The sequence below is a fragment of the Denitrovibrio acetiphilus DSM 12809 genome (genome assembly GCF_000025725.1).
Lineage (GTDB): Bacteria > Chrysiogenota > Deferribacteres > Deferribacterales > Geovibrionaceae > Denitrovibrio > Denitrovibrio acetiphilus.
On sequence record NC_013943.1, the window covers coordinates 699,186 to 721,984 of the forward strand.

At 38.0% G+C, this 22,799-nt stretch carries 24 protein-coding genes; 15 read left to right on the forward strand and 9 right to left on the reverse strand.

What is annotated here, in order from left to right:
• Nucleotides 1-5: 5 nt before the first annotated feature.
• From DACET_RS03445 to DACET_RS15920, 6 genes are all read left to right on the forward strand, one after another.
• Entirely contained in the window at nucleotides 6-1,175 is a 1,170-nt protein-coding gene (locus tag DACET_RS03445) for an IS3 family transposase (protein ID WP_013010016.1), read from the forward strand.
• 89 nt (nucleotides 1,176-1,264) lie between these two features.
• Nucleotides 1,265-1,543, forward strand: coding sequence for a hypothetical protein (locus tag DACET_RS16215; RefSeq protein WP_041229854.1), 279 nt, complete (start codon nucleotides 1,265-1,267; stop codon nucleotides 1,541-1,543).
• A gap of 68 nt (nucleotides 1,544-1,611) precedes the next feature.
• Entirely contained in the window at nucleotides 1,612-2,142 is a 531-nt protein-coding gene (locus DACET_RS03455; protein WP_013010017.1) for a leucine-rich repeat domain-containing protein, read from the forward strand.
• 1 nt (nucleotide 2,143) lies between these two features.
• The gene (locus DACET_RS03460; RefSeq protein WP_013010018.1) at nucleotides 2,144-2,638 is read left to right on the forward strand and encodes a hypothetical protein; all 495 of its coding nucleotides are present in this window, start codon (nucleotides 2,144-2,146) and stop codon (nucleotides 2,636-2,638) included.
• 6 nt (nucleotides 2,639-2,644) lie between these two features.
• Complete coding sequence (locus tag DACET_RS03465) at nucleotides 2,645-3,457, forward strand: hypothetical protein (protein ID WP_013010019.1); 813 nt, start codon at nucleotides 2,645-2,647, stop codon at nucleotides 3,455-3,457.
• 68 nt (nucleotides 3,458-3,525) lie between these two features.
• Nucleotides 3,526-4,277, forward strand: a protein-coding gene (locus DACET_RS15920) for an IS5 family transposase (protein ID WP_211204088.1) whose coding sequence is annotated in 2 segments (ribosomal slippage) — nucleotides 3,526-3,841 and nucleotides 3,841-4,277 — 753 coding nt in all. Because the reading frame shifts where the segments join, the coding sequence is not laid out codon by codon here.
• 77 nt (nucleotides 4,278-4,354) lie between these two features.
• Here the strand turns inward: DACET_RS15920 and DACET_RS03480 are convergent.
• The 3 genes from DACET_RS03480 to DACET_RS03490 all read right to left on the reverse strand — a co-directional run bounded on the left by DACET_RS03480 (nucleotide 4,355) and on the right by DACET_RS03490 (nucleotide 5,633).
• Nucleotides 4,355-5,038, reverse strand: a complete 684-nt coding sequence (locus tag DACET_RS03480) for a hypothetical protein (protein WP_013010020.1) — start codon at nucleotides 5,036-5,038, stop codon at nucleotides 4,355-4,357.
• On the reverse strand, nucleotides 5,029-5,223 hold the full coding sequence (locus DACET_RS03485; protein ID WP_041229858.1) for a hypothetical protein: 195 nt from the start codon (nucleotides 5,221-5,223) through the stop codon (nucleotides 5,029-5,031). Before DACET_RS03485 ends, DACET_RS03480 begins: the two co-directional genes overlap by 10 nt.
• Before the next feature lie 68 nt (nucleotides 5,224-5,291).
• Entirely contained in the window at nucleotides 5,292-5,633 is a 342-nt protein-coding gene (locus DACET_RS03490; RefSeq protein WP_013010021.1) for a single-stranded DNA-binding protein, read from the reverse strand.
• 133 nt (nucleotides 5,634-5,766) lie between these two features.
• Between DACET_RS03490 and DACET_RS03495 the strand changes: the two genes are divergently transcribed.
• On the forward strand, nucleotides 5,767-6,360 hold the full coding sequence (locus tag DACET_RS03495; RefSeq protein ID WP_013010022.1) for a hypothetical protein: 594 nt from the start codon (nucleotides 5,767-5,769) through the stop codon (nucleotides 6,358-6,360).
• Nucleotides 6,361-6,725: 365 nt separating this feature from the next.
• Here the strand turns inward: DACET_RS03495 and DACET_RS03500 are convergent, their stop codons facing one another.
• On the reverse strand, nucleotides 6,726-7,937 hold the full coding sequence (locus DACET_RS03500) for a putative sensor domain DACNV-containing protein (RefSeq protein ID WP_013010023.1): 1,212 nt from the start codon (nucleotides 7,935-7,937) through the stop codon (nucleotides 6,726-6,728).
• Nucleotides 7,938-8,133: 196 nt separating this feature from the next.
• On the opposite strand from DACET_RS03500, the gene DACET_RS03505 reads away from it, so the two are divergent.
• Nucleotides 8,134-8,748: a type IV toxin-antitoxin system AbiEi family antitoxin domain-containing protein gene (locus tag DACET_RS03505; protein ID WP_013010024.1), complete on the forward strand. Its 615-nt coding sequence runs from the start codon at nucleotides 8,134-8,136 to the stop codon at nucleotides 8,746-8,748.
• 27 nt (nucleotides 8,749-8,775) lie between these two features.
• On the opposite strand, the gene DACET_RS03510 is transcribed toward DACET_RS03505, so the two are convergent.
• From DACET_RS03510 to DACET_RS03525, 4 genes are all read right to left on the reverse strand, one after another.
• Entirely contained in the window at nucleotides 8,776-10,083 is a 1,308-nt protein-coding gene (locus DACET_RS03510; RefSeq protein ID WP_013010025.1) for an RNA-binding domain-containing protein, read from the reverse strand.
• A 67-nt stretch (nucleotides 10,084-10,150) separates the two neighbouring features.
• Nucleotides 10,151-11,179 (reverse strand): tyrosine-type recombinase/integrase, encoded by a 1,029-nt coding sequence (locus tag DACET_RS03515; RefSeq protein WP_013010026.1) that lies wholly within the window; start codon nucleotides 11,177-11,179, stop codon nucleotides 10,151-10,153.
• Nucleotides 11,180-11,188: 9 nt separating this feature from the next.
• Nucleotides 11,189-11,929, reverse strand: coding sequence for a hypothetical protein (locus DACET_RS03520; RefSeq protein WP_013010027.1), 741 nt, complete (start codon nucleotides 11,927-11,929; stop codon nucleotides 11,189-11,191).
• A 104-nt stretch (nucleotides 11,930-12,033) separates the two neighbouring features.
• Nucleotides 12,034-13,356: a DUF3987 domain-containing protein gene (locus tag DACET_RS03525; RefSeq protein ID WP_013010028.1), complete on the reverse strand. Its 1,323-nt coding sequence runs from the start codon at nucleotides 13,354-13,356 to the stop codon at nucleotides 12,034-12,036.
• Between the two features lie 151 nt (nucleotides 13,357-13,507).
• On the opposite strand from DACET_RS03525, the gene DACET_RS15365 reads away from it, so the two are divergent.
• From DACET_RS15365 to DACET_RS03550, 5 genes are all read left to right on the forward strand, one after another.
• Nucleotides 13,508-14,515: a helix-turn-helix domain-containing protein gene (locus tag DACET_RS15365; RefSeq protein WP_013010029.1), complete on the forward strand. Its 1,008-nt coding sequence runs from the start codon at nucleotides 13,508-13,510 to the stop codon at nucleotides 14,513-14,515.
• Between the two features lie 496 nt (nucleotides 14,516-15,011).
• Entirely contained in the window at nucleotides 15,012-16,247 is a 1,236-nt protein-coding gene (locus DACET_RS03535) for an SIR2 family protein (RefSeq protein WP_013010030.1), read from the forward strand.
• On the forward strand, nucleotides 16,244-18,028 hold the full coding sequence (locus DACET_RS03540) for an ATP-binding protein (protein WP_013010031.1): 1,785 nt from the start codon (nucleotides 16,244-16,246) through the stop codon (nucleotides 18,026-18,028). Before DACET_RS03535 ends, DACET_RS03540 begins: the two co-directional genes overlap by 4 nt.
• Nucleotides 18,029-18,030: 2 nt before the next feature.
• Entirely contained in the window at nucleotides 18,031-18,252 is a 222-nt protein-coding gene (locus tag DACET_RS03545; RefSeq protein ID WP_013010032.1) for a KTSC domain-containing protein, read from the forward strand.
• Between the two features lie 287 nt (nucleotides 18,253-18,539).
• Nucleotides 18,540-19,469, forward strand: a complete 930-nt coding sequence (locus DACET_RS03550) for a nuclease-related domain-containing protein (protein ID WP_013010033.1) — start codon at nucleotides 18,540-18,542, stop codon at nucleotides 19,467-19,469.
• A 225-nt stretch (nucleotides 19,470-19,694) separates the two neighbouring features.
• On the opposite strand, the gene DACET_RS03555 is transcribed toward DACET_RS03550, so the two are convergent.
• Nucleotides 19,695-20,381 carry a hypothetical protein gene (locus tag DACET_RS03555; protein ID WP_013010034.1) on the reverse strand — a complete coding sequence of 229 codons (687 nt, stop codon included), beginning with the start codon at nucleotides 20,379-20,381 and terminating at the stop codon, nucleotides 19,695-19,697.
• Nucleotides 20,382-20,506: 125 nt separating this feature from the next.
• On the opposite strand from DACET_RS03555, the gene istA reads away from it, so the two are divergent.
• The gene (istA, locus tag DACET_RS03560; RefSeq protein WP_013009613.1) at nucleotides 20,507-22,048 is read left to right on the forward strand and encodes an IS21 family transposase; all 1,542 of its coding nucleotides are present in this window, start codon (nucleotides 20,507-20,509) and stop codon (nucleotides 22,046-22,048) included.
• A complete protein-coding gene (gene istB, locus DACET_RS03565) occupies nucleotides 22,032-22,778 on the forward strand; it encodes an IS21-like element helper ATPase IstB (protein WP_013009614.1) in 747 nt (248 codons plus the stop codon). Before istA ends, istB begins: the two co-directional genes overlap by 17 nt.
• The last annotated feature ends 21 nt before the right edge of the window (nucleotides 22,779-22,799 follow it).

Here is a 22,799-nt window from a genome sequence, read left to right on the forward strand (position 1 = left end):
TCCACATGAGTAAGAAGAGACGGCAGTTTTCTGCCGAGCAGAAGACTAAGATCGTGCTTGAAGTCCTTCAGAGTGATTCGACTCTGAATCAGATTGCCAGCAAATATGAAATATCCCCCAACGTGATCCAGAACTGGAAGAAACAGTTTCTTGAGAACGCTTCTATCGCTATGGAGCCTTCTAAAGTCGTTAAAGAATATAAAGCTGAAATAGATGAGAAAGATAAAGAAATAGAAGTTCTGCATAAAGCTCTCGGTAAAGCGACCATTGAGCTGGAGTTTGTGCAAAAAAAGCTCGTCAGCTTGGGCTCATCAAATAAGAGTCTTGTGGAACCTGAGCTGGAAGACATTAATATCGCAAGGCAGTGTGCCCTTTTAGAAGTAAACAGAAGCACATTTTACTATAAGCATATCGATCGCAGCTTTGAGAATGATCTCTTAAAGCGTCGTATGAGCGAGTTATATACGGAGCACTCAGAGCTTGGTTATCGTATGATCTACCATCAGATGAAAGACGAAGGATTCAAGGTCGGCAAGAATAAAGTGCTGAAGCTCATGCAAGAACTTGGTATCAAGTCTATTCACCCTAAGAAGAAAAAGCTCACCTCTATAAAGAGCATTGAGCATGAGACATACCCATATCTGCTTTCAGCTTTACGCAATGATAAGAAGCAGGTTGTTGCCGAGCACGCCAATCAGGTATGGAGCGGCGATATAACGTATGTGCCGACAGCTGGAGGGTTCATGTATCTGGCTGCTATTATCGACTGGCACAGCAAGGCTATCCTTGCCTGGAAGCTTTCAAACACTATGGATACATCGCTTGTATGTGATGTTCTTGAAGAAGCTATTTATAAACACGGTACTCCTGAGATCTTCAATTCAGATCAGGGCAGTCAGTACACCTCTTATCGTCATACAGAGATGCTCAAGAAGCATAATATAAAGATTTCTATGAACGGCACGGGACGTTCTATCGACAACATCGCCATTGAGAGATTTTTCCGTACTTTGAAGTACGATGATATATATGTCAGAGACTACAGAAGCGTTACTGAATTAAGAGCCGGTATCGGCAGATATATGGATTATTACAACAACGAAAGACTACATTCTGCTTTGGGTTACAAGAGACCTATGGATGTGCATATGAATCAGGTGAGAATAGCGGCATAGAAACACATTAAGAAATCAACTTATGATGTCTTGACAAGGGGTGGCACTATATAGCCCAAATACTAAACAGAAATATTACATCGCAAACATTGGCCAAGCAGTTTGTTTTAGAAGAGCTAGATGCTGCAAGGCAAGGTAATAGCCATGCAATAAATTTTGTAAGGCAATCTGGATTTAGACCAAGTGAATATGAAGGTGCACTGTTGAAAACAAATTGGGAAGGCGAAGAAAGTGAGCTTGAGCATCTGCAGTTGTCGTTCAGGTATTTTTTAATACAAATAAAGAATATGGATCTCATGGTAAAGTTGTCTACATCTACTGTGGATGAAATTATGAAAATTTGGAAATTAGGTAAGTACGCAAATTAAACAAAATAGGACTTTTCAATATATAACCTGAGAAAAAATTAAGAATGGCAATATGAGGTTCTTTAATAGTGAACGATTTAGTTCTTTCAAATAAAAAAGCAGTGGTTTTACTAAAGAAGTCAGAAAGCCTATTAAATGTTACTAGGAATATACTGAAACCTTCTGATGACCAGTGGGCTGATTTTTTATTACGCTGGTTTAAAGAGAACATAGAACAAGAATCATCACAATATCCAAAATCAAAAAAAGATTTATTAAAAATAACGACACTATACTTAAGATGGAATAGATTGCAAGAAGTACCAAAAGAGCTTTTTAATTTAAAACAATTAGAGATTTTAGAATTAAATAATAACAGCCTTTCTTTCTTGCCTAAAGAGTTGGGGTGTTTAAAAAGATTAAGAATATTAAACCTAAATATTAACAATCTAACTAAATTACCAGCGGAAATTGTTAATTTGAATAGATTAGAGTTAATAAATATTAAAAATAATAAAAGGTTAGAATTAAGTACAGAGCAAATTGATTGGCTCAACGAGCTTTACCGGAATGGATGTACTGTTACTTATGACAAATATAAATTTATGCTAGGGGAATAACATGGGATTTTTCAACTTTTTAAAAAATCAGAAAGAAAAATATACGGATAACCTTGTTAGAGGCACCTGGAGGGAAGATCTTTATGAAGGGCTTCTGCCAGATGAATTACAATTTTTAATGTATGATAGTGTGCGCTTAATAAAAGCAGCATGTGATAGAGCTGCCGCAAATCCAAATAGAAAAACAATATCTAAAGCAAGAGACACAATTACAAAAGTAATGAAAGTCGCTATCAGAGTACAAGATTTACTATCGGATAACGATATAATTGACATTAAAGCCGAACATCTTGTAACTGCTTTTTATTTGGTTAACTTAAGTGATATTTCTTTTAGGGATATAGCGTCATTTTCGGATATTGAGATCAAAAATAGCTTTGCAACTAATTTGATTGGGTTGGGCTATGACAATGTTGATCCAAGTGAAATCCCAGCAATTTCAGTAGTGAAAACAAAAGAGACGGTACAGTGGTTATTATCACACCCTATGGATTGATCATATATGTATAAGAATGAAATGATTGAGGCCATTGAAAAACATGGAATTGACTTTACAGCTAAAATGCTTGCTGAATATATAAATCAAAAAATACCAGCCGAGGATGTGGCAACTCAGTTTGTGCTTGAAGAACTTGAAGCGGCAAGCCAAGGTAATGAAATTGCTAAACAATTTGCCTTAAGTAGTGGATTTGATGAAGACGATTATGTTGGTGCCATGGAGAATTCTTTTAAAGAAGTTGATGGGGCAGATGGCCCTCAACAAACTCTATTAAAGTATTGTTCTATATTGTTTTTTGACATGAATTTAGCTGTAGAACTACGAGTTCGAACTGTTGATAATATTATGCGGGAATGGCAACTAGGGAAATATGCCGCTGTTAATAATAATTTTAAATTAATTAATATTGTAAACAAGTCCAACTTTTTAGATGAAGGAATTTTTGCGAATATAAATAATGATCTAAATAATTCAATTAATCAAGATTGTGACGTTATGATCTTGATGGCATATGGTTATGCAAGAAGAACGGTTTCAGCAGGCTTGTATTTACAAAGGATTTTTAATTTTGAAGAATATCAGCATTCAAAAATGGTATTTATATCTTTGCAACGGCAAACAGGTCAGACTGTTGAGTTTCAAGAAGAAGCGGCATCGCAGGCTGTAGAGCTACTACAATCTTATGACAATAGGCTGAATAGGCAAACTGTATCAGCTCTTATATCGTCAATAGAGTTGAACCAAGTATCTGATATAACTTGTTCTAACGGATTTATCGAATACGAAGATATTCTCCAAATGTATTATATGAGTTAGAATGCTAGGGGCTGTTCACATTTAAATTAATGCCGATATATATTCCAATGAAATAATTGGAGTATTTTATGTATAGAGCTCAATTATCAGATGAACAATGGGAACGCATCAAAGATATGCTCCCCGGAAAAAAGAGCGACAGCGGAGTAACAGCTAAAGATAACCGTCTTTTTGTAGAAGCAGTCTTATGGATAGCCAGAACAGGTAGTCCTTGGCGTGACATGCACCCCTGCTTTGGCAAATGGCATAGTGTATACGTACGTTATGACAGATGGGCTAAAAAGGATGTTTGGCAGAAAGTATTTGCAGAGCTGTCTGGAGATGCAGACCTTGAGTACCTTATGGTAGACGGCAGTATTGTAAGGGTTCATCAACATGGTGCATCAAAAAAAACTGCCAAAACCAAGAATGCCAAGGGCGTTCCAGAGGCGGTCTGAGTACTAAGATTCATGCATCTGTGGATTCACATGGCAACCCTGTAAGGTTTATCCTTACGGGAGGACAGGAGTCGGAATACGCTCAGGCAGATAATCTCATCGCAGGATTTTCACCTGCTTATGTGATTGCTGACAGAGGGTACGATTCCAATGCTTTTGTGTCTTCAATAATACAGGCTGGTGCTGTTGCAGTTATCCCGCCTAAATGTAATAGATTAGAACAACGGAAATATGACAAGCATTTGTATAAAGAGCGCAATCTGGTTGAAAGGCTCTTTCAGCGAATGAAAGAATTCCGGCGAATTGCCACAAGATATGAAAAACTTGCAAGAAACTATGAGGCAATGGTAACATTGGTGGCTGTAATCATATGGTTAAAATAAATGTGAACAGCCCCTAGTTATGAACATGAATATCATAATCAAATTTCTGAAATAATAAAAAGGATTTACTAATGAAATCATCCTAATGCCTCAATAATTATGTGCTCATGGAGTACGTTTGAAATTCTCTTGATGATTTTATACTGAATATGTTTTTTAAACTGGATAACTGAAATAATTCCAGCAATACGTTTTATACATCTTACTGAATATCCCTGTTCCTCGAAGAGCTTTTCCACCAGTTTGCGGCTTGTGAGGCTCAGTGTAAGAGCCACATCATCACCATACCTTTCAGTGCCTATGACGAGACTCCTGATCTCCTGCCCAGTCTGAAATGTGCCCCTGAGCTTCGGCGTGATGTACATCTTATGAACCACACCAGTCACCCTGTAATTCACTCCCAGATAGACATTCAGCAGAACGTCTTCTGCGGATATCTCCCGAATCTCGCCCTTTACAAGCGAGTTCATAAATGACTTCAGATAGATTTCTTTCCGGTGGACACCAAAATTGAAAAATTCGGTGTTTAAAATAGAGGCAAGTGTGGTTACATCATGCTTTTTGAGAACTATCTCACGCTCGATGCCGTCTGCCCTATACTGCCTCACAGTCAAACCTTCGGCAGATAGCGAACACACTGTGGGCGAGCCGTATTTCTCGCTGTAGTAGCCTTCCAGTACCGAAGCAATTATCTGCCTGACCTCCTCTTCGGAAAGCCCATATATGCCGGATATATCCGAGATATAGCTTTCTAACCACATCGTTCATGCCCTCTGTGTATTCTTAAGCTTGATACAACAACAGCAGTGATTTCTTCATATGCAGAAAGAGAATCCCCTTTGTTAATCTGCTGAGAGATCACAACGGCGCACACAGAATCAAAAGCATCTTTCAGCTCGTCATACCTCTCTGATAAAATCAGGTATGCATCATGGAAATCAGACATAGGCTCTTTTCTTGTTTTTTTGTTTTTTACACACTTCTGTTTTTTCGCCTTTGTTTTTTTTAGTTTTTTTACTCAGGCGATTCGCCGTCTGTGTCACCTTTTGGTGTCAGAAACTGGACGTTATGTCCGACTATGGCTACTTTTGAGTGAAAGCCCTTGTCGTCCTCCCATGAACCGTAATCAAGCTCTCCTGTGACAAGCACGAGCTTGCCTTTGGAAAGATATTCATTACAGTTTTCTGCTGTCTTGCCAAAGGCTGTGACATCGTAAAAGTCTGCTTTCTCTTTTGATGGTTTGTTGACCGCTACTGTGAATTTGCTGGTGATAGTGCCGTTCTTTGTTTCTCCGGCTTCTGGTACTTTTGTAAGATTGCCGAGTACGGCAACGTATGAGTAATATGGGCTGGACATATCCACCTCCTTGCCCTGTTAATAGGGTAGGGGGTAAATCCTGAAATAATTTTCATATTCGCTTTTGAAGCGTCAGGAGTTGTCGTTTGGTTAATTTATGATCTTCACATAATAAAGTGTGGAGGTCGTGTTTATGCATAACAGAATAATTCTTGCTTTTACGATGTTCGTAGTATTTTTGGTATTGACCGCATGCGGTGGAGGAGGAGGAAGTTCCGTGTCCACAATGGAAGGAACAACCCCGATTAACCTGTCTGACAGAGACACCCTATACGGCACATATCAGGTCACTTTTATGGCAACTAACTGCTCAAACGGAATTTCATACACAACTGATGACGACAGAGTGGATGAGTTCACAGCTTTCGTTGGTTATGGTAACGCAAATCTGTATAGAGACATTTATCTTGAAGCCGAGGGAGAAGTCCTGATAGATGTCGCAGACATTACGCCATACGAAGGGCTGGATACTCTCGATACATCTGATATGTACCAGATAGATTCGTATAATTTCGTTAATACCATCTATAATGTTTATGAGGGATATTACTATTGCAATTATACTTACCGGTATAGGAAGCTCAGTGATGCGATAATCAGAGATTACTTCCGCCTCATCAGAAGCAGAAGTGCTGAACAGCCGGAAGGTCATGTCTATATTGATAGCACAAATATACCTGACTTCACAAAGCAGGGCTTCAATATTTTTAAAATGGTTATAGATTAATTTTCAGTGCCCTCATGCAGGGCACTTTTTTATCAAAAAGATGATGTGTTGATCGCAAATTGAATACATCGGAATTTATCAGTATCAACATGTTTTTACGTGGAAATCTGGGTGCATTTTGGGTGCAGACTGGGTGCAACTGCACCCAATTTCGTCAAATTCTCAACAATTATGAGCAATAAAAATGAAACAGGGCAACCGTCGTAAATGACTGATTGCCCTGTAAAATACTGATAAACGTTAACGCGCCCGTAGGGATTCGAACCCCAAACCTTTTGATCCGTAGAAAAATGTTGATAGTGAAAATGTTTTTATTCTTCAGTGGTGGTAATGTGCCGTTGACGCATTTTTGCCGCAGGGGTCATTCATTTTTCACTTTCAAACATTACTGGGTCGCAATTGGGCCAAATGTAAATTGTTTCATCATCTTTTTTTACGAGTCCCCTTATGGGGCCATCTTCAGATAATACAAATGCGATAGCATTTGGGCAAGAGCCAACAAAATTAAGGGCTGATTTGTGTTTCGTTCCGTGTTTACTTATATCGTATGCTTGGCCATTGTTGTTAAAGCCGTCATTCCCGACGAGAATTTTTCCTTCCCATGTTTTTCCTTTTAAGACTGTCCCAAACGAGATAACATTGAGGTTATTATCAATAATTAAAGCCCCGTCTATATTTGCGAGTCTGGCAATACGTTTTAGCCTTTTTTGTAATTCATTTCCCCAATAAACTCTGTTCATATTGAAATTTTGCGTTCTATCAACGGCCATGGTATGAGTGTATTTTGAAAACATGTCTTTTACATTAATGTGATTAACTTTAAAGGAATATTTAAATTCACAAAAATCTTTGTAGTTATCATCCGTAGCGTTTACGATGATTATTAATCCACCATGGTTCATTAATGATGCTTCTTTCAATAATTCACTAAATAGCCTAAAATAGTGGGCATCAGCGTTACAATTATTTATAGTTGATGTGTCATAGAATTTTTCCATAAAAGGAGTCATTCCTCCTCCCAGAAAAGGAAGGGGGGCAACTCTTACAAATTCACCATCAACCAGTTGACCAACTTTACTGTCTGCACATGAGATAGTAAAAGAACCTTCATTATAAACGTTTATCATAAAACAGGTTGGTCTTGAGTAATTTAAGCTCCCATGACTGATATTTAGCTCTGTAAATTCAGATTTAATTCTATTGAAATACATCACTCCCCAAATCTCATAACTTGAACTGAAAGAATTATTTTTTCGTACCATTAATGCGGACTCTGAAGATAAAAAAGCACCAGCAAGTTTAACAATATTGTCAACTCTTAGTTCACGAGCTTGTTCAAATTCTATGCGTTTTTGTGGAATTTTAGCTTGTCCTTCAATATGCCAATTTATAGTATCAGTTAGTACCAAACTGAAAGAAACGTTTCGACCCTCTTCACACTTAAGGCTTGCATAAAAGGCTGCATTCACCAAAGCTGAAATGTCTTTTTTGTTTAATTGATCTGTTATACTGTAAAATTTTCTTGCTATGTCATGATAGGCTGACGCTATGTCAGATATAATTTTGTCATTAAGCATATGTTTCCTTCCCGTATAAGTATAACGATATCATTAATTAAATATACTGTGCTTTTCAACAAACACAAGACTGAGTAGTATTAACAACATATAAATGTGTATAAGTATGTGTGATTTTGTCCAAATAGATATTGAAATAAATTTATTTAAGGATAAAGTTAAGTATAAAAGTAAATAATTATAGGTGATTTTATCCATGAAAAGCGAAGGTGTAGGGCTTTTTGAAGAAGCCAAAGAAGTTATTAGGGATATCGGTTTTTCAACGGTAACTGCCACTCAGATAATTGAAGCAGGCGTGCATCCTCGTACGCTGTATCAGATGCGTGATGAAGGTGCGATAATCCAGCTTGCAAGAGGGCTTTACTGTCTGCCTGAGAATGTGCCTGTTAACTTTGATATGACAGTTGTAGCTACGAAATACCCTAAAGCAGTTATATGTATCATTTCTGCTCTTAGTTTTCATGAGCTGACAACTCAGATACCTCATGCAGTCTCTATAGCTCTGCCAAAGGGAGCGACTACTCCAAAACTTAAATATCCACCTATTAATATCCACCGCTTTTCCGATGAAGCATATTCTGAGGGCATAGAAACACACATGATAGATAAGATTGAAGTAAAGATATACTCCGTAGAAAAGACAATTGCTGACTGTTTCAAGTTTCGTAATAAGCTTGGGATGGACATAGTTCTGGAAGCTCTGAAGATGTATAAAGCCAGAAAAGACTTCAATGTTACTAAGCTTGTGAAATACGCCAAAATATGCAGAGTTGATAAGATTATGAAACCATACCTGGAGATGCTTATATAGGTTTAGATGATTTTTATGGCAGAGATATTATTCATGTTTAACGATCCATTTTCCGCCGAATGTACCTTGTCTTTCAACGAAACCGTTTTCACGTAAATATTTAATATTTTTCTCTATAGCAGTTTCAGATATTCCAACTATCTCAGATAGCTGTGGGATTGTTATTTCTGGATTATCACCCATTTGTTGAATGATTTTTTGCCTATTGGTATTTAGACTCCCCCAACTTGTTCCCCAACTTGTTCCCCAACCAGTCCCCCAACCTTCTATAGGCTTAAAAGTGGTCTTCAGAAAATTATCGGTAAAAGTGAATATGCTTTCGTCATATTTCTCAAGGATTCTGGGGATGCCGGAACCGAGCTGTTCCACAAGGTCGAGGTCCTTGAAGACTCGCATAAGTTCTTTATTTCTGGGGGCAGAATATCCGGCAAGGAACTCTTCTTTTGTGAAAGAGTAGGGGAGACCTCCAGCTGAGGTAATCTCTATTCTATCGGGGAATATTTCAAAGACAGGTGGACGCTCATTTGAGTAGTCGTTGTGCACAATGGCATTGATAATTGCCTCTCTTAGAGCTCTGGGATCATATGGACGGCTTTCTATCCTCTCCTTAGAGGTAATCTGCGCAGCAGTTTTGTTTTCAAGTTCCAGTTTATCTAATACTTGCTTAGCTGCCTTAATAATTGAACAGTAACCGTATTCATTGTTTTCTATAAGCTCAGCTTTGGATAGCGAGCTGTATTTTGCCACCTTAATGGAAATTCCGTTGTTATCAGCCAGCAGATAGGCAGCATAGTTGTATTTCTTGTCTTCTGTAAGCAGTTCTAGATTGGATGCGAACTGGTCGTTGAGCTGTTTTCCTTTTTCCTGATAGTAGATCTTTAGTTGCTCAAAGGTTAATTGTGTTTTGGGTGATTCAATCTTACCGATTGAGTTTCTTGTGCGTTTTGAAAAGAGGTCTTCTATCATTCGCTTAGGCATTGGTTCTGCCGATGAACCCACACGAATAAAACAGCCCTTTTCGGACATGCCATTTTTGCGAAGGTAGTATGGTTTTTCAGAGCCACTTGCTACAGTTATTTTGATAATGTCATTTTCAATTGATACATCAAAGAGCCCCATGGTGGACGGCTCTATATTATTTTTGATTCTGTCTTTGATCTTAAGCTGAGTATCGTCTAAATCTTCAATAGGATAGTGATTTCCTGAATCGTCAACGCCGATATAGATAATGCCGCCGTCTTTGTAGTTCAAGAAAGCAGTTACTTCTTGTTCAAACTTAGGATCACTCTTGTCATTAAGTTGTCGTTTGTATTCTATCCTGTTTGATTCAGCCATATTCCTGCCTTTAAAAAGAGAATAAGTAATTGTAGTTCCAAGCTTAGTTTCTGTAAATGATAAGTTGTTATTGTTTTTCATCAATGTCTTTATCGGTTGTGCTTACATTAACTTTGAGCTTATTAACAGCTGCTTTCAAGTGATCGGCTGTAAGGTGTGCGTAGATCTCTGTAGTTCTGATATCAGAGTGCCCCAGCAGGTCGCGTATGGTCTGTAATGTCTCTCCAGATAGGGCAAGAAGGCTTGCAAATGTGTGCCTGAGATCGTGTAGTCGCATATCAGGAAATCCGGCTTCGGTAAGGCAATCTTTAATATTGTGTGTCATAGTATCTTTATCTAAGTGGGTTCCTTTAATTTTGCCTGGGAAAAGATATCCTTGTTTAGGAGTGATACCGTTAAGAAGCTCATAAAGAGAGTCGCAGATTGGGATGTCTCTTGCTTCGTGGTTTTTTGTTTTTCTGATATGCACAACCATTCTTGTAAAGTCAATGTCATCCCAAGTTAATACGAGAGCTTCCGATCTTCTGCAACCGGTCAATACATAAAAGAAGAAAGCGTGTCGCAAGGGATTGTCACCTAAAATATTTGCAAATTTGTCCAAGTCATCGAAAGTGAGGAATTTTGGGAGATTCTTATCTATTTTTAACTGTTTGAATCCGTTTAATGGATTTTGAGCCAATTTTTCCCATTCAACAGCTTTTGAAAATGCTGCTTTTATGTTTCTGATATCTATGTTGATGCTGGTTTTAGCGTACCCTGCTTTCAATCTATGCGTAGTAAAATCTGAAAGGTCTTTTTTGGTTACGCCATTTAAAAGCTTTTCTCCTATAAAACCTTCAAAAGCATTAAGACTATAGCTCATTGAAGTATAGGTGGCTTTTTCTTTTTTATACTTATAGTCCTCTAGACAATCTGCGAAGAACTCGGAGATTGTTTCTGTCTTTTCAAGATCAGCTATCTTTTTTTGGAAATCTGATTTTTTAAGAGCTTTAAATATCCTTTCGGCCTCTGCTTTATTTTTAGTCCCAAGGCTCCTTTTGTGATTCCTGTCTATGATTACGTAATATGTCCCATTAGAGTGTTTCCAAAGTCTCATGTGTTCCTCCTAAGATACTTTTTTAATTATGCTGTTAAGCTTACTTTCGAAAGCTATCTGGTCTCTAAGGTAGTAGTTGTCAATGGATGTGCTATCAACGACCCATTTGCCGTTGTTGCCGTTCAGACTGACTTCTTGGTAGCCGAAAATATCACCATTTGATAACCTTTCTAGAAGCCAGTTCTTGCCTTTGCCTGCGTATTTGCACGCATCTTTGAAGCTGAGCCACCTTGTATTTGTCGTGTTGGCGTTTTGTTGCATGATCGAATTCATCTTTTCCACAAGGTCATCGGTGATGTTGTTAAGGAATATTTGGATATCATAATCCCGTACTAACTGCTTGAACGCTGAGAGAGCTCTTTTGTATGATAAAAATGAGCTGACACTATCCTCGAATATTTCCAGAGTTGTATTGTCTGAAATATTCATTGCTCGTGCCCTGTAGAGTATGTCAATGAGTTCAGACTGTGTACTGTCAAAATGAGCAGGAGACATGAGGTAAAGCTTGTATGCTACTTCAAGTTCAACGACATATATCCCATATTTTTTAAAGGCAGATATGGCTTCATGAGGGCTTCCTGGGAATAGCTTTATGAACTCTATAGCGTGTGAACGCATTTGTTCATCTGATTCTGGTATAAGCTTTAAAGCTTTTTTGAGTAATTGCTGTAAGTGGGAGTTGTCCATAGCGACGTTGCTGTTAGAGTTATCACATTGCTGTAGCTCGTTTTGACCTGATATATCGTTCATTTTACCTCCTTATTCTTGTTGCTTGCCTGCATGTGTGCAACATATTGATATTTATGATGTTTGCGACTGTTCTTGAGTGCATGTGTCTGCATGGACCTGCATGTCTATAAATTGCATCTGGCTTCAGCAAGGACGTTCATATCTATGTAATAAAACATGCCTGGTGTCTTCTTTTCAGGGACTAATCCTAGGCTTTTCAGCTTACTGCCGACGACATTTTCTTTGTATTTGTTATTGATACCTAATTGGTCACAGACAAATCTGTTAAGTCGCTCTGTGATATCTTTTACCTGCATGAACTCTATGAGCTCTTCAGTACGTATTTGCTCTAGAACATTTATTAGAGCTAAATCTAATAGATCATTCTTTTGAGAACGCTTTTTGGCTGTGAAGATTTCCCAAGTGTAAGCTGTATGGGCAATAAGATAGTCTGTTATCTTTATACCTGCTGTAATGAGCTCTGCATCGATTTTGGTGCGAGAATCTCCCATGGCATTGTAAATGTGGAATAAGATAGAAGCGATTTTGACAGGAGTTGGTCTGTGTTTAGATAGGAACTCATTGAAGTGTTTAATACCATAAACGTTATACTCCATTTTATTGCCAATTGTTTTTTCCCACGAAATCCAAAGTTCTTTAGCATCATCATTAAGTGGAGTGATTGTTTCTGTTTCTGCTCGATTATCGACTAATGTTTCGAATATGCTGTAAAACTTATTTTGTGTTTCAGGAGATAACTGAGCTTCTGAATACAGGCGTATAGTATTTGGAAAATTAAAAAAGAGAATCCTTTGTATAAATCCAGAGTGCATGTCGGCACTAGAAAGTATTTCTCTAGTAGAATCAGGTGTTCCGTTCATTACTAATGAAATAATATTGTAATCAACTAGTTTAGTGCCAGAATTTATAGTGCTACGCTTGAATTCTCCTCCTGAAAATGATTGATTGAGAAGTGACTTGTATGCCTCACTGCCTTTGCTGGAATACATCCCCATTTCAGATAACAAGCCAATGCCTTCATCTCTAAACAAGAGTATTCCTTGAATTGTCATGTGAAGCAGATCAATAAGCTTTTCATAAGTACAACTGCTTAGGTAGAGTTCAACTCGTTCTTTTTGTCTAGAGTTAATTGTTCTTTCTAAACGATTTACTAGTTTCATAAAGAAGCTTGTGACAACTGATTTGCTTGATCCGCTAATCCCGAGGAAGTACATGAAAAGATTATTCGTTACCAGATAATCAAATTTGATTGCAGCAAGGTGCTGTGCACCGACTAAGTTACCACTGATAACCAAAAAGCAAAGCATGACTGCAGCAAGCTCGGTAGATTTGCTGTCTGCAATCTCTTTTACGTCATGGACTAGCTCTTCCTTTAAACACTCTTCTGGAAATTCAAGTTGGGTCGGGTTCTGAATTGGTTTGTACATGTAGACTCCTGTCGTATTCTTATTTATTACGTACAGTAATATTGTGGAAATATAGTCGTGTTTTGAGTGTGTGTCAAGTATGTTTTATTCGTAATTAATATATTGACTATGTAGTAATATGTGGTAATATTTGGCTTAGGGAGATACTTATATGGGTACAAACTTAGGTAACCTTTTGTTAGAAGAAAGGAAGAAGCTCGGTTTAAAACAGTCTGAACTAGCGATCAAAGCAAATATTTCACAATCATATGTAACGAAAGTGGAGCAAGGTAAATTATTACCTGCTCCAGAAAAAATTATTAAGTTATTAGAATGCTATTCACTCTCTTTTAATACTTTGTACGATATTCTTTTCGAATATTTGAACCTTCTCAACCTGGAAGATTCCGAACGTTTTAGAAATTTGTTTATAAGGTCAGGTGTGTCGGATATTTTCTTTAAGCCACTTCTAGAAAAAATTAACGTATACAACACCAGTACGAAGTATTCTATTGATGCATTGTTACAGTTTTCTGATTCAGGGGTAGTTATTAAAAACAACTTCATAAATATAATAAATAAGACTTGTGAACAGATGAGACTATCTTTCTTGCAGACGCCATTTCTCAATGTTATCAATTTTCTAAAGCTGTATGAATTTAAGTTTGATTTTTTGTCTCTTTGTATTCTTAATGAAGAAATTGTTAATGATGTAGAGAGTTCTTTGCCAATTGAGCTAAGTTCTGAGTATGAAGCAACAAGTGATGAGGTGTTTGACTGGGAACATAACGGTGGTCCGAGTATGGAAGAGTTTCATAATATGAGAGAAGAGCAAATTCAATTTGTCCCTATTGATGATGTCATGGAGAAGGATGTTGTAAATGCGGCTAATAATCTAGAGGGGGAGAAATATTATTCTGCTCTTAAAGGGTCTTTTTCATATTCAGGCGAGAGCTTTTTTTATTCAGATGACATGATGTATGCACTGTTTTTTGCTGAAGGCTCTATCTCTCAGTTATTACAACAACTCAACTCATTTTCAGATCCTGTTGTTAATGAGCTTATTAAGACAATTGATCTTATAAAAAAACATCCAGATCAAAGATATGCTGATAAATCGTATAAATTGATCTATGACACTATTCTACTAGTAAAAGAAGCCATGATGAGAAAAAGCTAAATTTTGTGATGAAGTACAATAAATAAACGGTCATATTGATGGCTGATATTTAATTAATAAAGTGACTATTTTATAGCTTCTAATACAACAAAGTACTACGTATTATATGTTTCTTTAGTGTTTTGGTGATTTTAGAGTTTTGTTGTGCTAATTCCCCAATATTTCATCTTTGAAAAATTCGTTTAAGTATATGTCTCTAGACTTGTCATAAATATCAAAGCCATCTGACACAAACTTTATCAATAAGCTTGATTATATATCAGAATAGGTGGTTGCTTTCAGAGCATATATTGTGAGATAGCATCACTTAGTATTATTACACCCTCCGAATAAAATAAACTGAATGTACTACTTTAAATGCTGTAAATATATTAACTTGTTGATTATTATACAACAAGTGGGTTTCGTCTGTGATTAAGTTTTCGACTTGTGTCATTGTTTTTTGATTTAACAATCATATTAAGATATAATCTATATAAAGTATGGAGGTGGATGCGTGGGATTTTCACATGACCCATCTGATTATATCAAGGGCCTGCAATCACTATTGAATAACGACAAAAAGAAAATTGGTTTTCTATTTGGTGCGGGTTCTTCTTTAGCATCAAAAAATGATCGCTCCAGGACAATTCCTGCTGTAAAGGAAATGACTGCAACTGTTCTAGATGAAATTAATGATGAAACATTTAAATTAGCGATTGAAAATATAACTGAAGAAATAGTAGCAGAGGAGCATAGTTTTAATATTGAGTCATTTCTTACCAAGCTTGAGCAAAAGCACGAAGTTATTGGCACTGGGACACTTAATGGGCTCAATAGATCAGGATTTGAATCTTTGATCATTAAAACAAAAGATGAAATATGCAAGATTGTAAGTATCCACGAGGATGTAGAAGCTATAGAACAAGTTCAAACGGACTTTGCAGAATGGTTGAGTATTGCTGATAGAAAATATCCTGTGGAAATCTTTACAACCAATTATGATTACCTATTCGAAATAGGATTAGAGTATCATAATCTCCCGTATTTTGATGGTTTTGTCGGTAGTTACAAGCCTTTCTTTTGTTCCGATTTTGTTAGTGATTTCCAATATTTACCAAAACAAACTAAACTTTGGAAGCTGCACGGCTCTTTGGGCTTGTCTTATGATATTGACTCAAAGAAATTTATTAGGACATCAGGAATCGATGATGGTTTATTAATATATCCATCAGTATTGAAATATACGAACTCCAAAAAACAACCTTATGGCACATTAATTGATCGCCTGTATAGTTTTATGAAGCAAGAAGATTCAGTTCTTATAACTTGTGGTTATTCTTTTGGAGATGAGCATGTAAATGAAAGAATAATTTCAGGCTTACAATATTCAGATGGTGCAAATTTAATCGCTTTACTTTATGACGAAGAATTTAATGAAGAAAGTGATGTTGCAAAATTAGCATTAAATAATAATAAAATCTCAATATACTCTAACAGAAGTGCAGTTATAGGGTGCAGGTTCGGTAAGTGGAAGTTGCTAAAAGAACCTGATCATAATAAAACTTTGGCTCTGAATGTATATTTCGATGAGGATGCTCCAATTCTGAGTGATACATTAAATACGGAGATGAAGGGAAATGAAGTTTGGAGTGGAGAAGGTGAGCTTACCATCGTAGATTTTAGTAAACTTATTTTGTTTCTGAAAAATATGACCTTAGCTCATTATAACTCAAAAAGAGATGATATATGAAGAGCTATACTGAAGTTGGGGAAGTTGCTAGTGTAAATGGTAATGTTATTTCCGTTAAGTTAAACAATAAAGTTAAGTCAAACATGCCTATCATTAACGGGGTTGTTTATAGGTTTGGTCAAATAGGGTCATTTATGAAAATCCCATTAGGCTATACTAATTTAATTGGAATTGTGACTCAAATTGGATCAGACGCTATTCCTGAAGCTCTTTTAGAGAAAATGAAAGAAAACTTCGACAACTTAGAGAACCATCAATGGCTAAGAGTATCTCTTGTTGGAGAGCAAGTTGCAGGCTATTTTGAGCGAGGAGTTTCTCAAACGCCTACAACAGGGGACAAAGTACATTTTGTGACTTTGGAAGATCTGGATATTATATATGGAGGCTTTTCCCCTGAAAAATCAATTAGCATTGGGAATATAAGCTTTTCCGAAAGTCTTAAGGCAAAATTAGATCTTGATAAACTAGTCTCTAGGCATTGTGCTGTACTTGGTTCTACTGGAAGTGGAAAATCTAATACTGTTTCAGTGATTCTTAATGCTATTATTGAGAAAGATTTTCCTCGGTCGAGAATTTTAGTTATAGATCCTCATGGCGAATATAATAGTGCATTGGGTCAAAACAGTCGCGTGTATAGAGTAGGTGCAAATTCCGAAAACCAAAATCTGTACGTGCCATATTGGGCTCTCCCATTTAAAGAATTAATGAGCATATTTTCTGGACATCTAACTGATCCAAATGTCGAGCATATCAGAGAGAAGATTCTGAATGCAAAAATTCATGCAAATGAAAGTTCCAATTTAAATATTCAGAATGAAATAATCACTGCAGATACTCCAATACCTTTTGATATCAAAGATATATGGTTTGAGCTTGATGACTTTGAAAGAAGGACTCTAAGTGTTAGCCGTCAGCCTGATTCTGTATGTGAGTTAATTAGCGAAGGAAATAAGGTTAATTTGACTTCCAATGAGTATCCTCCAGCATCTACAGGTAGTGCTGCCCCATATTTAAATTTTCAAGCGAAAGGAATACTAACTTTTTTAGACAGCATGAGAAATAAACTGAAGGATAGTAGGTATAGTTTTTTATTTAAACCTGGGCCTTATTCGTATGATAAAGAGGACGGATGTGAGAAAGATCTGAGTGACTTGCTACATGATTGGCTTTGTGGTGATAAAACTGTAACAATCTTAGACCTCTCTGGGGTTCCAGCAGAAATAATGACTTCTATATCTGGGACTCTGCTTAATATAATTTATGATGCACTATTTTGGGGGCAAAACTTTTCAATTGGAGGGAGGCAGCAGCCTTTATTGATAGTTCTTGAGGAAGCTCATAATTATTTGAAGTCGGGACTCAATTCGTATGCATCAAGGACAGTTCAAACAATTGCTAAAGAAGGACGGAAGTATGGAGTAGGCCTATTATTGGCTACACAACGCCCATCAGAAATTGATGAAACTGTTTTGAGTCAATGTGGAACAGTCGTTGCGCTTCGAATGAATAATGCTAAAGACAGAGGACATATTCGTTCAGCCATTCAAGATGAATTGCAAACATTAATTGATCTATTACCTAGCTTAAGAACTGGCGAAGGAATTATATCTGGAGAAGCGGTGAAAATACCATCTAGAGTTCAATTTTATAAATCTGCAAGGTCACCAAAAAGTTCAGATCCAGAGGTAACAGAAATGTGGAAATTAGATATTGAATCTAATATTGAAGATTATAAACAGTTAGTTGTGAATTGGCGTAACAAACAACTCGAGAGGAGATAAAAATGAGTATTCCAGAAATGGTTCCTGTTGCTTCTTCAAATGTTGCAGAAATTGGACATGATGCAAACACTGAGGTCTTATTCATTAGATTTAATGATGGTTCTTTATATACGTATAAAGGGGTTCCGGTTTTTGAATATGAAGGACTGCTTAGTGCTGATTCAGTAGGATCTTACTTACACAGAAATATTAAAGGTAATTACCCTTATGAAAGGATTGGGTGATGGCTACTGTTAATTAGTTTCTTTGCCCATAACCGCAAAATAAAATCCCCAGTCCATATCTTTGCATAGCTTGTAGAAGTTACGCATGATTATTTTGGCATTACCGTCTTTCACAGCTTGAATGCTGTGCCTTAGTTCAGGATCTTGCCTAATGTGTTTATGTTGTACCCTCACAGAACTGGGCGATGTTTATTTCTAAAAAGCTCAATTAATCTTATAATTATAACTGCTTTAGGGTATTATTGTGTTGTGAAGAGATCACATTACGCTTGATCATGGAGGGGTAGGTGATTGTTAAGGATATTGAGGAAGTAAAGGCGACTGATAAATTCTCTCAGGCAGGTTTGGCTGCTGAAAAACAGATGGCCTTTTATCTAAAGCGTGCATTTGGTGATGATCCGAATGTGTTGGTGCTTAACAGTATACGCCTCCTGATGGGGGATGATGCTGCCCAGATTGACCACCTCCTTTTGCATGAGTTTGGTGTGATTATCATTGAAAGCAAAAGCGTCACTTCGCAGGTGACTATTAACGAGCATGGTGAGTGGAGTCGGCTATTTGATGGAGCCAGTAAAGGCATGCCTTCGCCTGTACTTCAGGCAAAACGGCAGGCGGAGTTTCTGAGTCGCTATCTGGAGCCGCACACAGAGGTTCTGCTGAAGAAACTGCTTGGTATACAGTTGACGTTCGACAAAATGCCAATCCATGTAGTTGTAGCCATTTCCGACGCCGGTATCATTAATCGTCCGCAAAATACCCTTGATGAATTGGAGTATGTTTGTAAGGCAGATAGAGCGGTTGAAAGGATTCGTGAGATCATAGATTGGTATAGGAAGAAGAATAGTGCTCTGAGCCTTTCTCTGGGACCATATATTCTCGGTAAATCTGCAAGAGAGAGAATTTCTCAATTCCTAATTAATAATCATACACCTGTCAATAGCTCAGCCCCTTCAGGAGCTGTGAATAAGGCGAAAACAGAATGCTCAGTCAGCAAATCATTCCCCGTCTGCAAACACTGTAATGGAACTATAGTTGAGGTTCTATATGGTAAATATGGGTATTATCTGAAATGTTCCGACTGCGAAGGCAATACGTCTATCCGGGAAAACTGCTCTGCTTGTGGTAAACAACTTCGGGTGAGGAAAGAAAAGGAGAGGTTTTTTCTTGAATGTTCTGATTGTGATACCTCAACACTATTCCATAAAAACACTATATAGAGCTAACTAAGCTTATTTGTGTTCTTTACCCTCTACAGCAAAATGAAATTCCCGGTCCATATCTTTGCAGAGTTTGTAGAAGTTGCGCATGGTGATATTGGCATTGAACCAATAATGCAGGAAATGTTGAGACATATTTGAATATCCTAGAGAAATGCGAAATGATGTCTGTGAATCAGACAAATGAAGTGCCCCCGTTATGAGGGCACTGAATATTATGGTATTTTAGCATCCACCATTAGCTACATGGAGTAATGAATTGTTTTTAATATAAAAGAGTGTTGATGAACATGTGTCTCGGTCTTTTCTTCCAAGTGCAGTTATGCCTGACAAGGTATCGTAGAATACGATACTGCCAGAGTTTTTGATTTGCTGGATAAAATCTGATTCCTTTGACTTGAGACTGTCAGGTAACACAACAGGCAGTGGAGTGTTTGGCAGCTGTTTAATTTTTCCGCTGCATCTCAGATAATTTTCAATTGATACAACATTTTTAGACATTTTCGAAGTAGCAACAATTGCTAGATTCTCACACGCTCCATTTTCTGTAACCCAGTATATATCTAAACTATTTTCTGGTGTATCCATCACAGCATGAGGCACAGATTTACTAACGACCTGAAGCAGACTGGATCCGCTGAGGTTTGCGTTGCTCATTTGAGAGGCAAACTTCTGTTTAAGCATTTCACTTAATGAAGCATTGAGATCAGTTTGAGAATTTGTTCCCTGCTCAGCAGGTATTTCTTCATTTATGGTTTCTTTTTTGACGGGTATATCCTCAATTATCCCCTCTTTTACAAATAGTTCGTATCTGCTTGTCCCATAAATGTGCTTAATCTTTGCGTAAATGTGATTTTGCAGTTCAATTGACCCCCCTGGCGGCAAATATTTGCAGCTGAATTGACCCCCCATATTTGCAATTCAATTGACCCCTCTGTGGTGTCAGCTTTTGTAAAAAGTTTTGTAAAAATCTCTCCTTTGTATAATGCCTCCATAGAAAATAACTATGGAGAAATTGAATGCGAAAGGAGTACCACATGCACGACATCCTGGATATTCTACGACGCAGAAAGCATGGCGACGGCTTTAAGACGATCGCCAAGGCTCGCAAGATGTCTAGAAACACCATCAGGAAATACATAGAACTGGCTGTCACTTTGGGTTTCGAAAGTGACAGTGAGCCACCACTGGAGGAGATCGCATACGGTGTCTACCGCAAAGTATACGGAGACGGTTCTCGCCCAGTCAGTGAGTGCCGTAAAGTTCTTATTCCATACAAAGAGAAACTGGAACACTGGCTGAGTGAAGAGCGCCTCACTATGACCAAGATTCATTCTCTTCTTAAGCGTCATGGTGTTTCTGTAAGCTATGACACACTGCGCCGCTACCTTCATGAAGATCTTGGTTTCTTTAAGCACAACACAGTCCGCATGCCTGAAACTGCTCCAGGCGAATACGCAGAGGTTGATTTCGGTCGTCTGGGGCTTTTATATGACCCTGAGACAGACAGAAGGCGTGTGGTCCATGCATTGATAGTGACTTTGCCTTACAGCCGCTATCAGTATGTTCACCTTTGCCATAGCATGAAATTCCAGGAAGTAATCACCGGTCTGGAATCAGCCTGGGAATTCTTCGGCGGTGTTCCTGCGAAAGTGATTGTCGACAACATGAAGACAGCCATAGATAAGGCAGACCGTTATGATGCGCAGTTCAACCGCTACTTTTATGAGTATGCTTGTTACCGTGGATTTATCATAGACCCTGCAAGGGCAGTTGCTCCGAAAGACAAGCCTAAAGTTGAAAGAAATGTATCATATGTCAGAGATAACTTCTTTAAAGGAGAGACATTCAGGAGCCTTTCCCATGCACAGGAAGCAGCAGATGCCTGGTGCAGAACTGTCTCCGGCATGCGTATACATGGCACAACTAAAAAGCATCCCCGCATTGTATTTGATATGGAAGAGCAGGCGAATCTGCTCCCTCTGGAACAGGAGCGTTACGATGTACCTTTCTGGGGAACCTGCAAAGTGCATCCAGACCATCATATCCGTATTCAAAGCGCTCTTTATTCTGTCCCCACTGTATACATAGGCAAAGAGGTTTCTGTAAGGCTGGACAGCAAGCTGGTTCGCATTTACCACAAAGAGCAGCAGATAAAGGTGCATAGTCGTATGAAAAAAGGTAAACGCTCAACAGACACCAGTGACTATCCTGAAGAGAAACGTGGATACACCATGAAGAGCTGTGAATATCATATTTATAAGGCTAAAGAAGTAGGTTTCTACTGCGGAGAATTTATGGAGCGTCTGCTATCCGGTGACTTCCCATGGCAGAATCTAAGGCAGGCTCAGAAACTCATCCGGGATGCTGATAAATATGGTCATGGTCGTATGGAGCAGGCATGTCAGCGGGCAGTAAGCTTCGACCTCATCAATGTGTACAGAGTAGTAAATATAATTGAGCTCTCTATGCAGAATAATGAGGTAGAAAAATCTTCCTGTAAAGTGCTGAAACCCGCTAAATTTACACGCAATAAAAACTATTTCTACGAAGGAGGTCACGATGACACTATCAAATGAACTGAAACAGACAGTAAAAAAACTAAGGCTGTCGGGAATACTGGCTACTTTACCGGAACGGATGGCTTATGCCAAACAGCAGCACCTGACATATGCAGAGTTTCTTGAGTTGGTAATGCAGGATGAAGTGGACAGGCGTCTTCATAACCAGGTGGATAATCAAATGAAAAAAGCTGGTATTAACCCCTTTGAGACACTGGAGAGATATGACTTCGACGCTCCGGTGCAGGTAGACAGAGAAATGATCAAAGGACTGTTCGGTCTGAATTTTATTGAGGAAAAAGATAACGTGATGCTGTGCGGACCTGTCGGTGTTGGTAAAACATATCTGGCAAATGCATTGGCCCACGCTGCTGTGCGAAGAGGTAAAAAAGTCCTGATGGTCAGAGCAGAGAAACTTTTTAAAAGACTGCAGCAGTCCAGAGCTGACTACTCCTATGAGAAGGCTCTGCTTGGATTTATTACTCCCGATATGCTTATTATAGATGACTTCGGACTGAAGGCATTGAATGAACAACAGTCTACTGACTTCTATGAGATTGTTGTGGAAAGGTACGGGAGAGCATCTACTGTGATCACAAGCAACAGGGATACGGATGAATGGCTGGAACTATTCCATGACCCGATTCTCGCAAACTCGGCACTCGACAGGTTGGTGCATAATGCATACAGAGTTGTCATTGAGGGTGAGAGCTATAGAAAAATTAAATCCAGAAAAAAGTTGATTTAAAAAGGAAGATGACGTAAACAA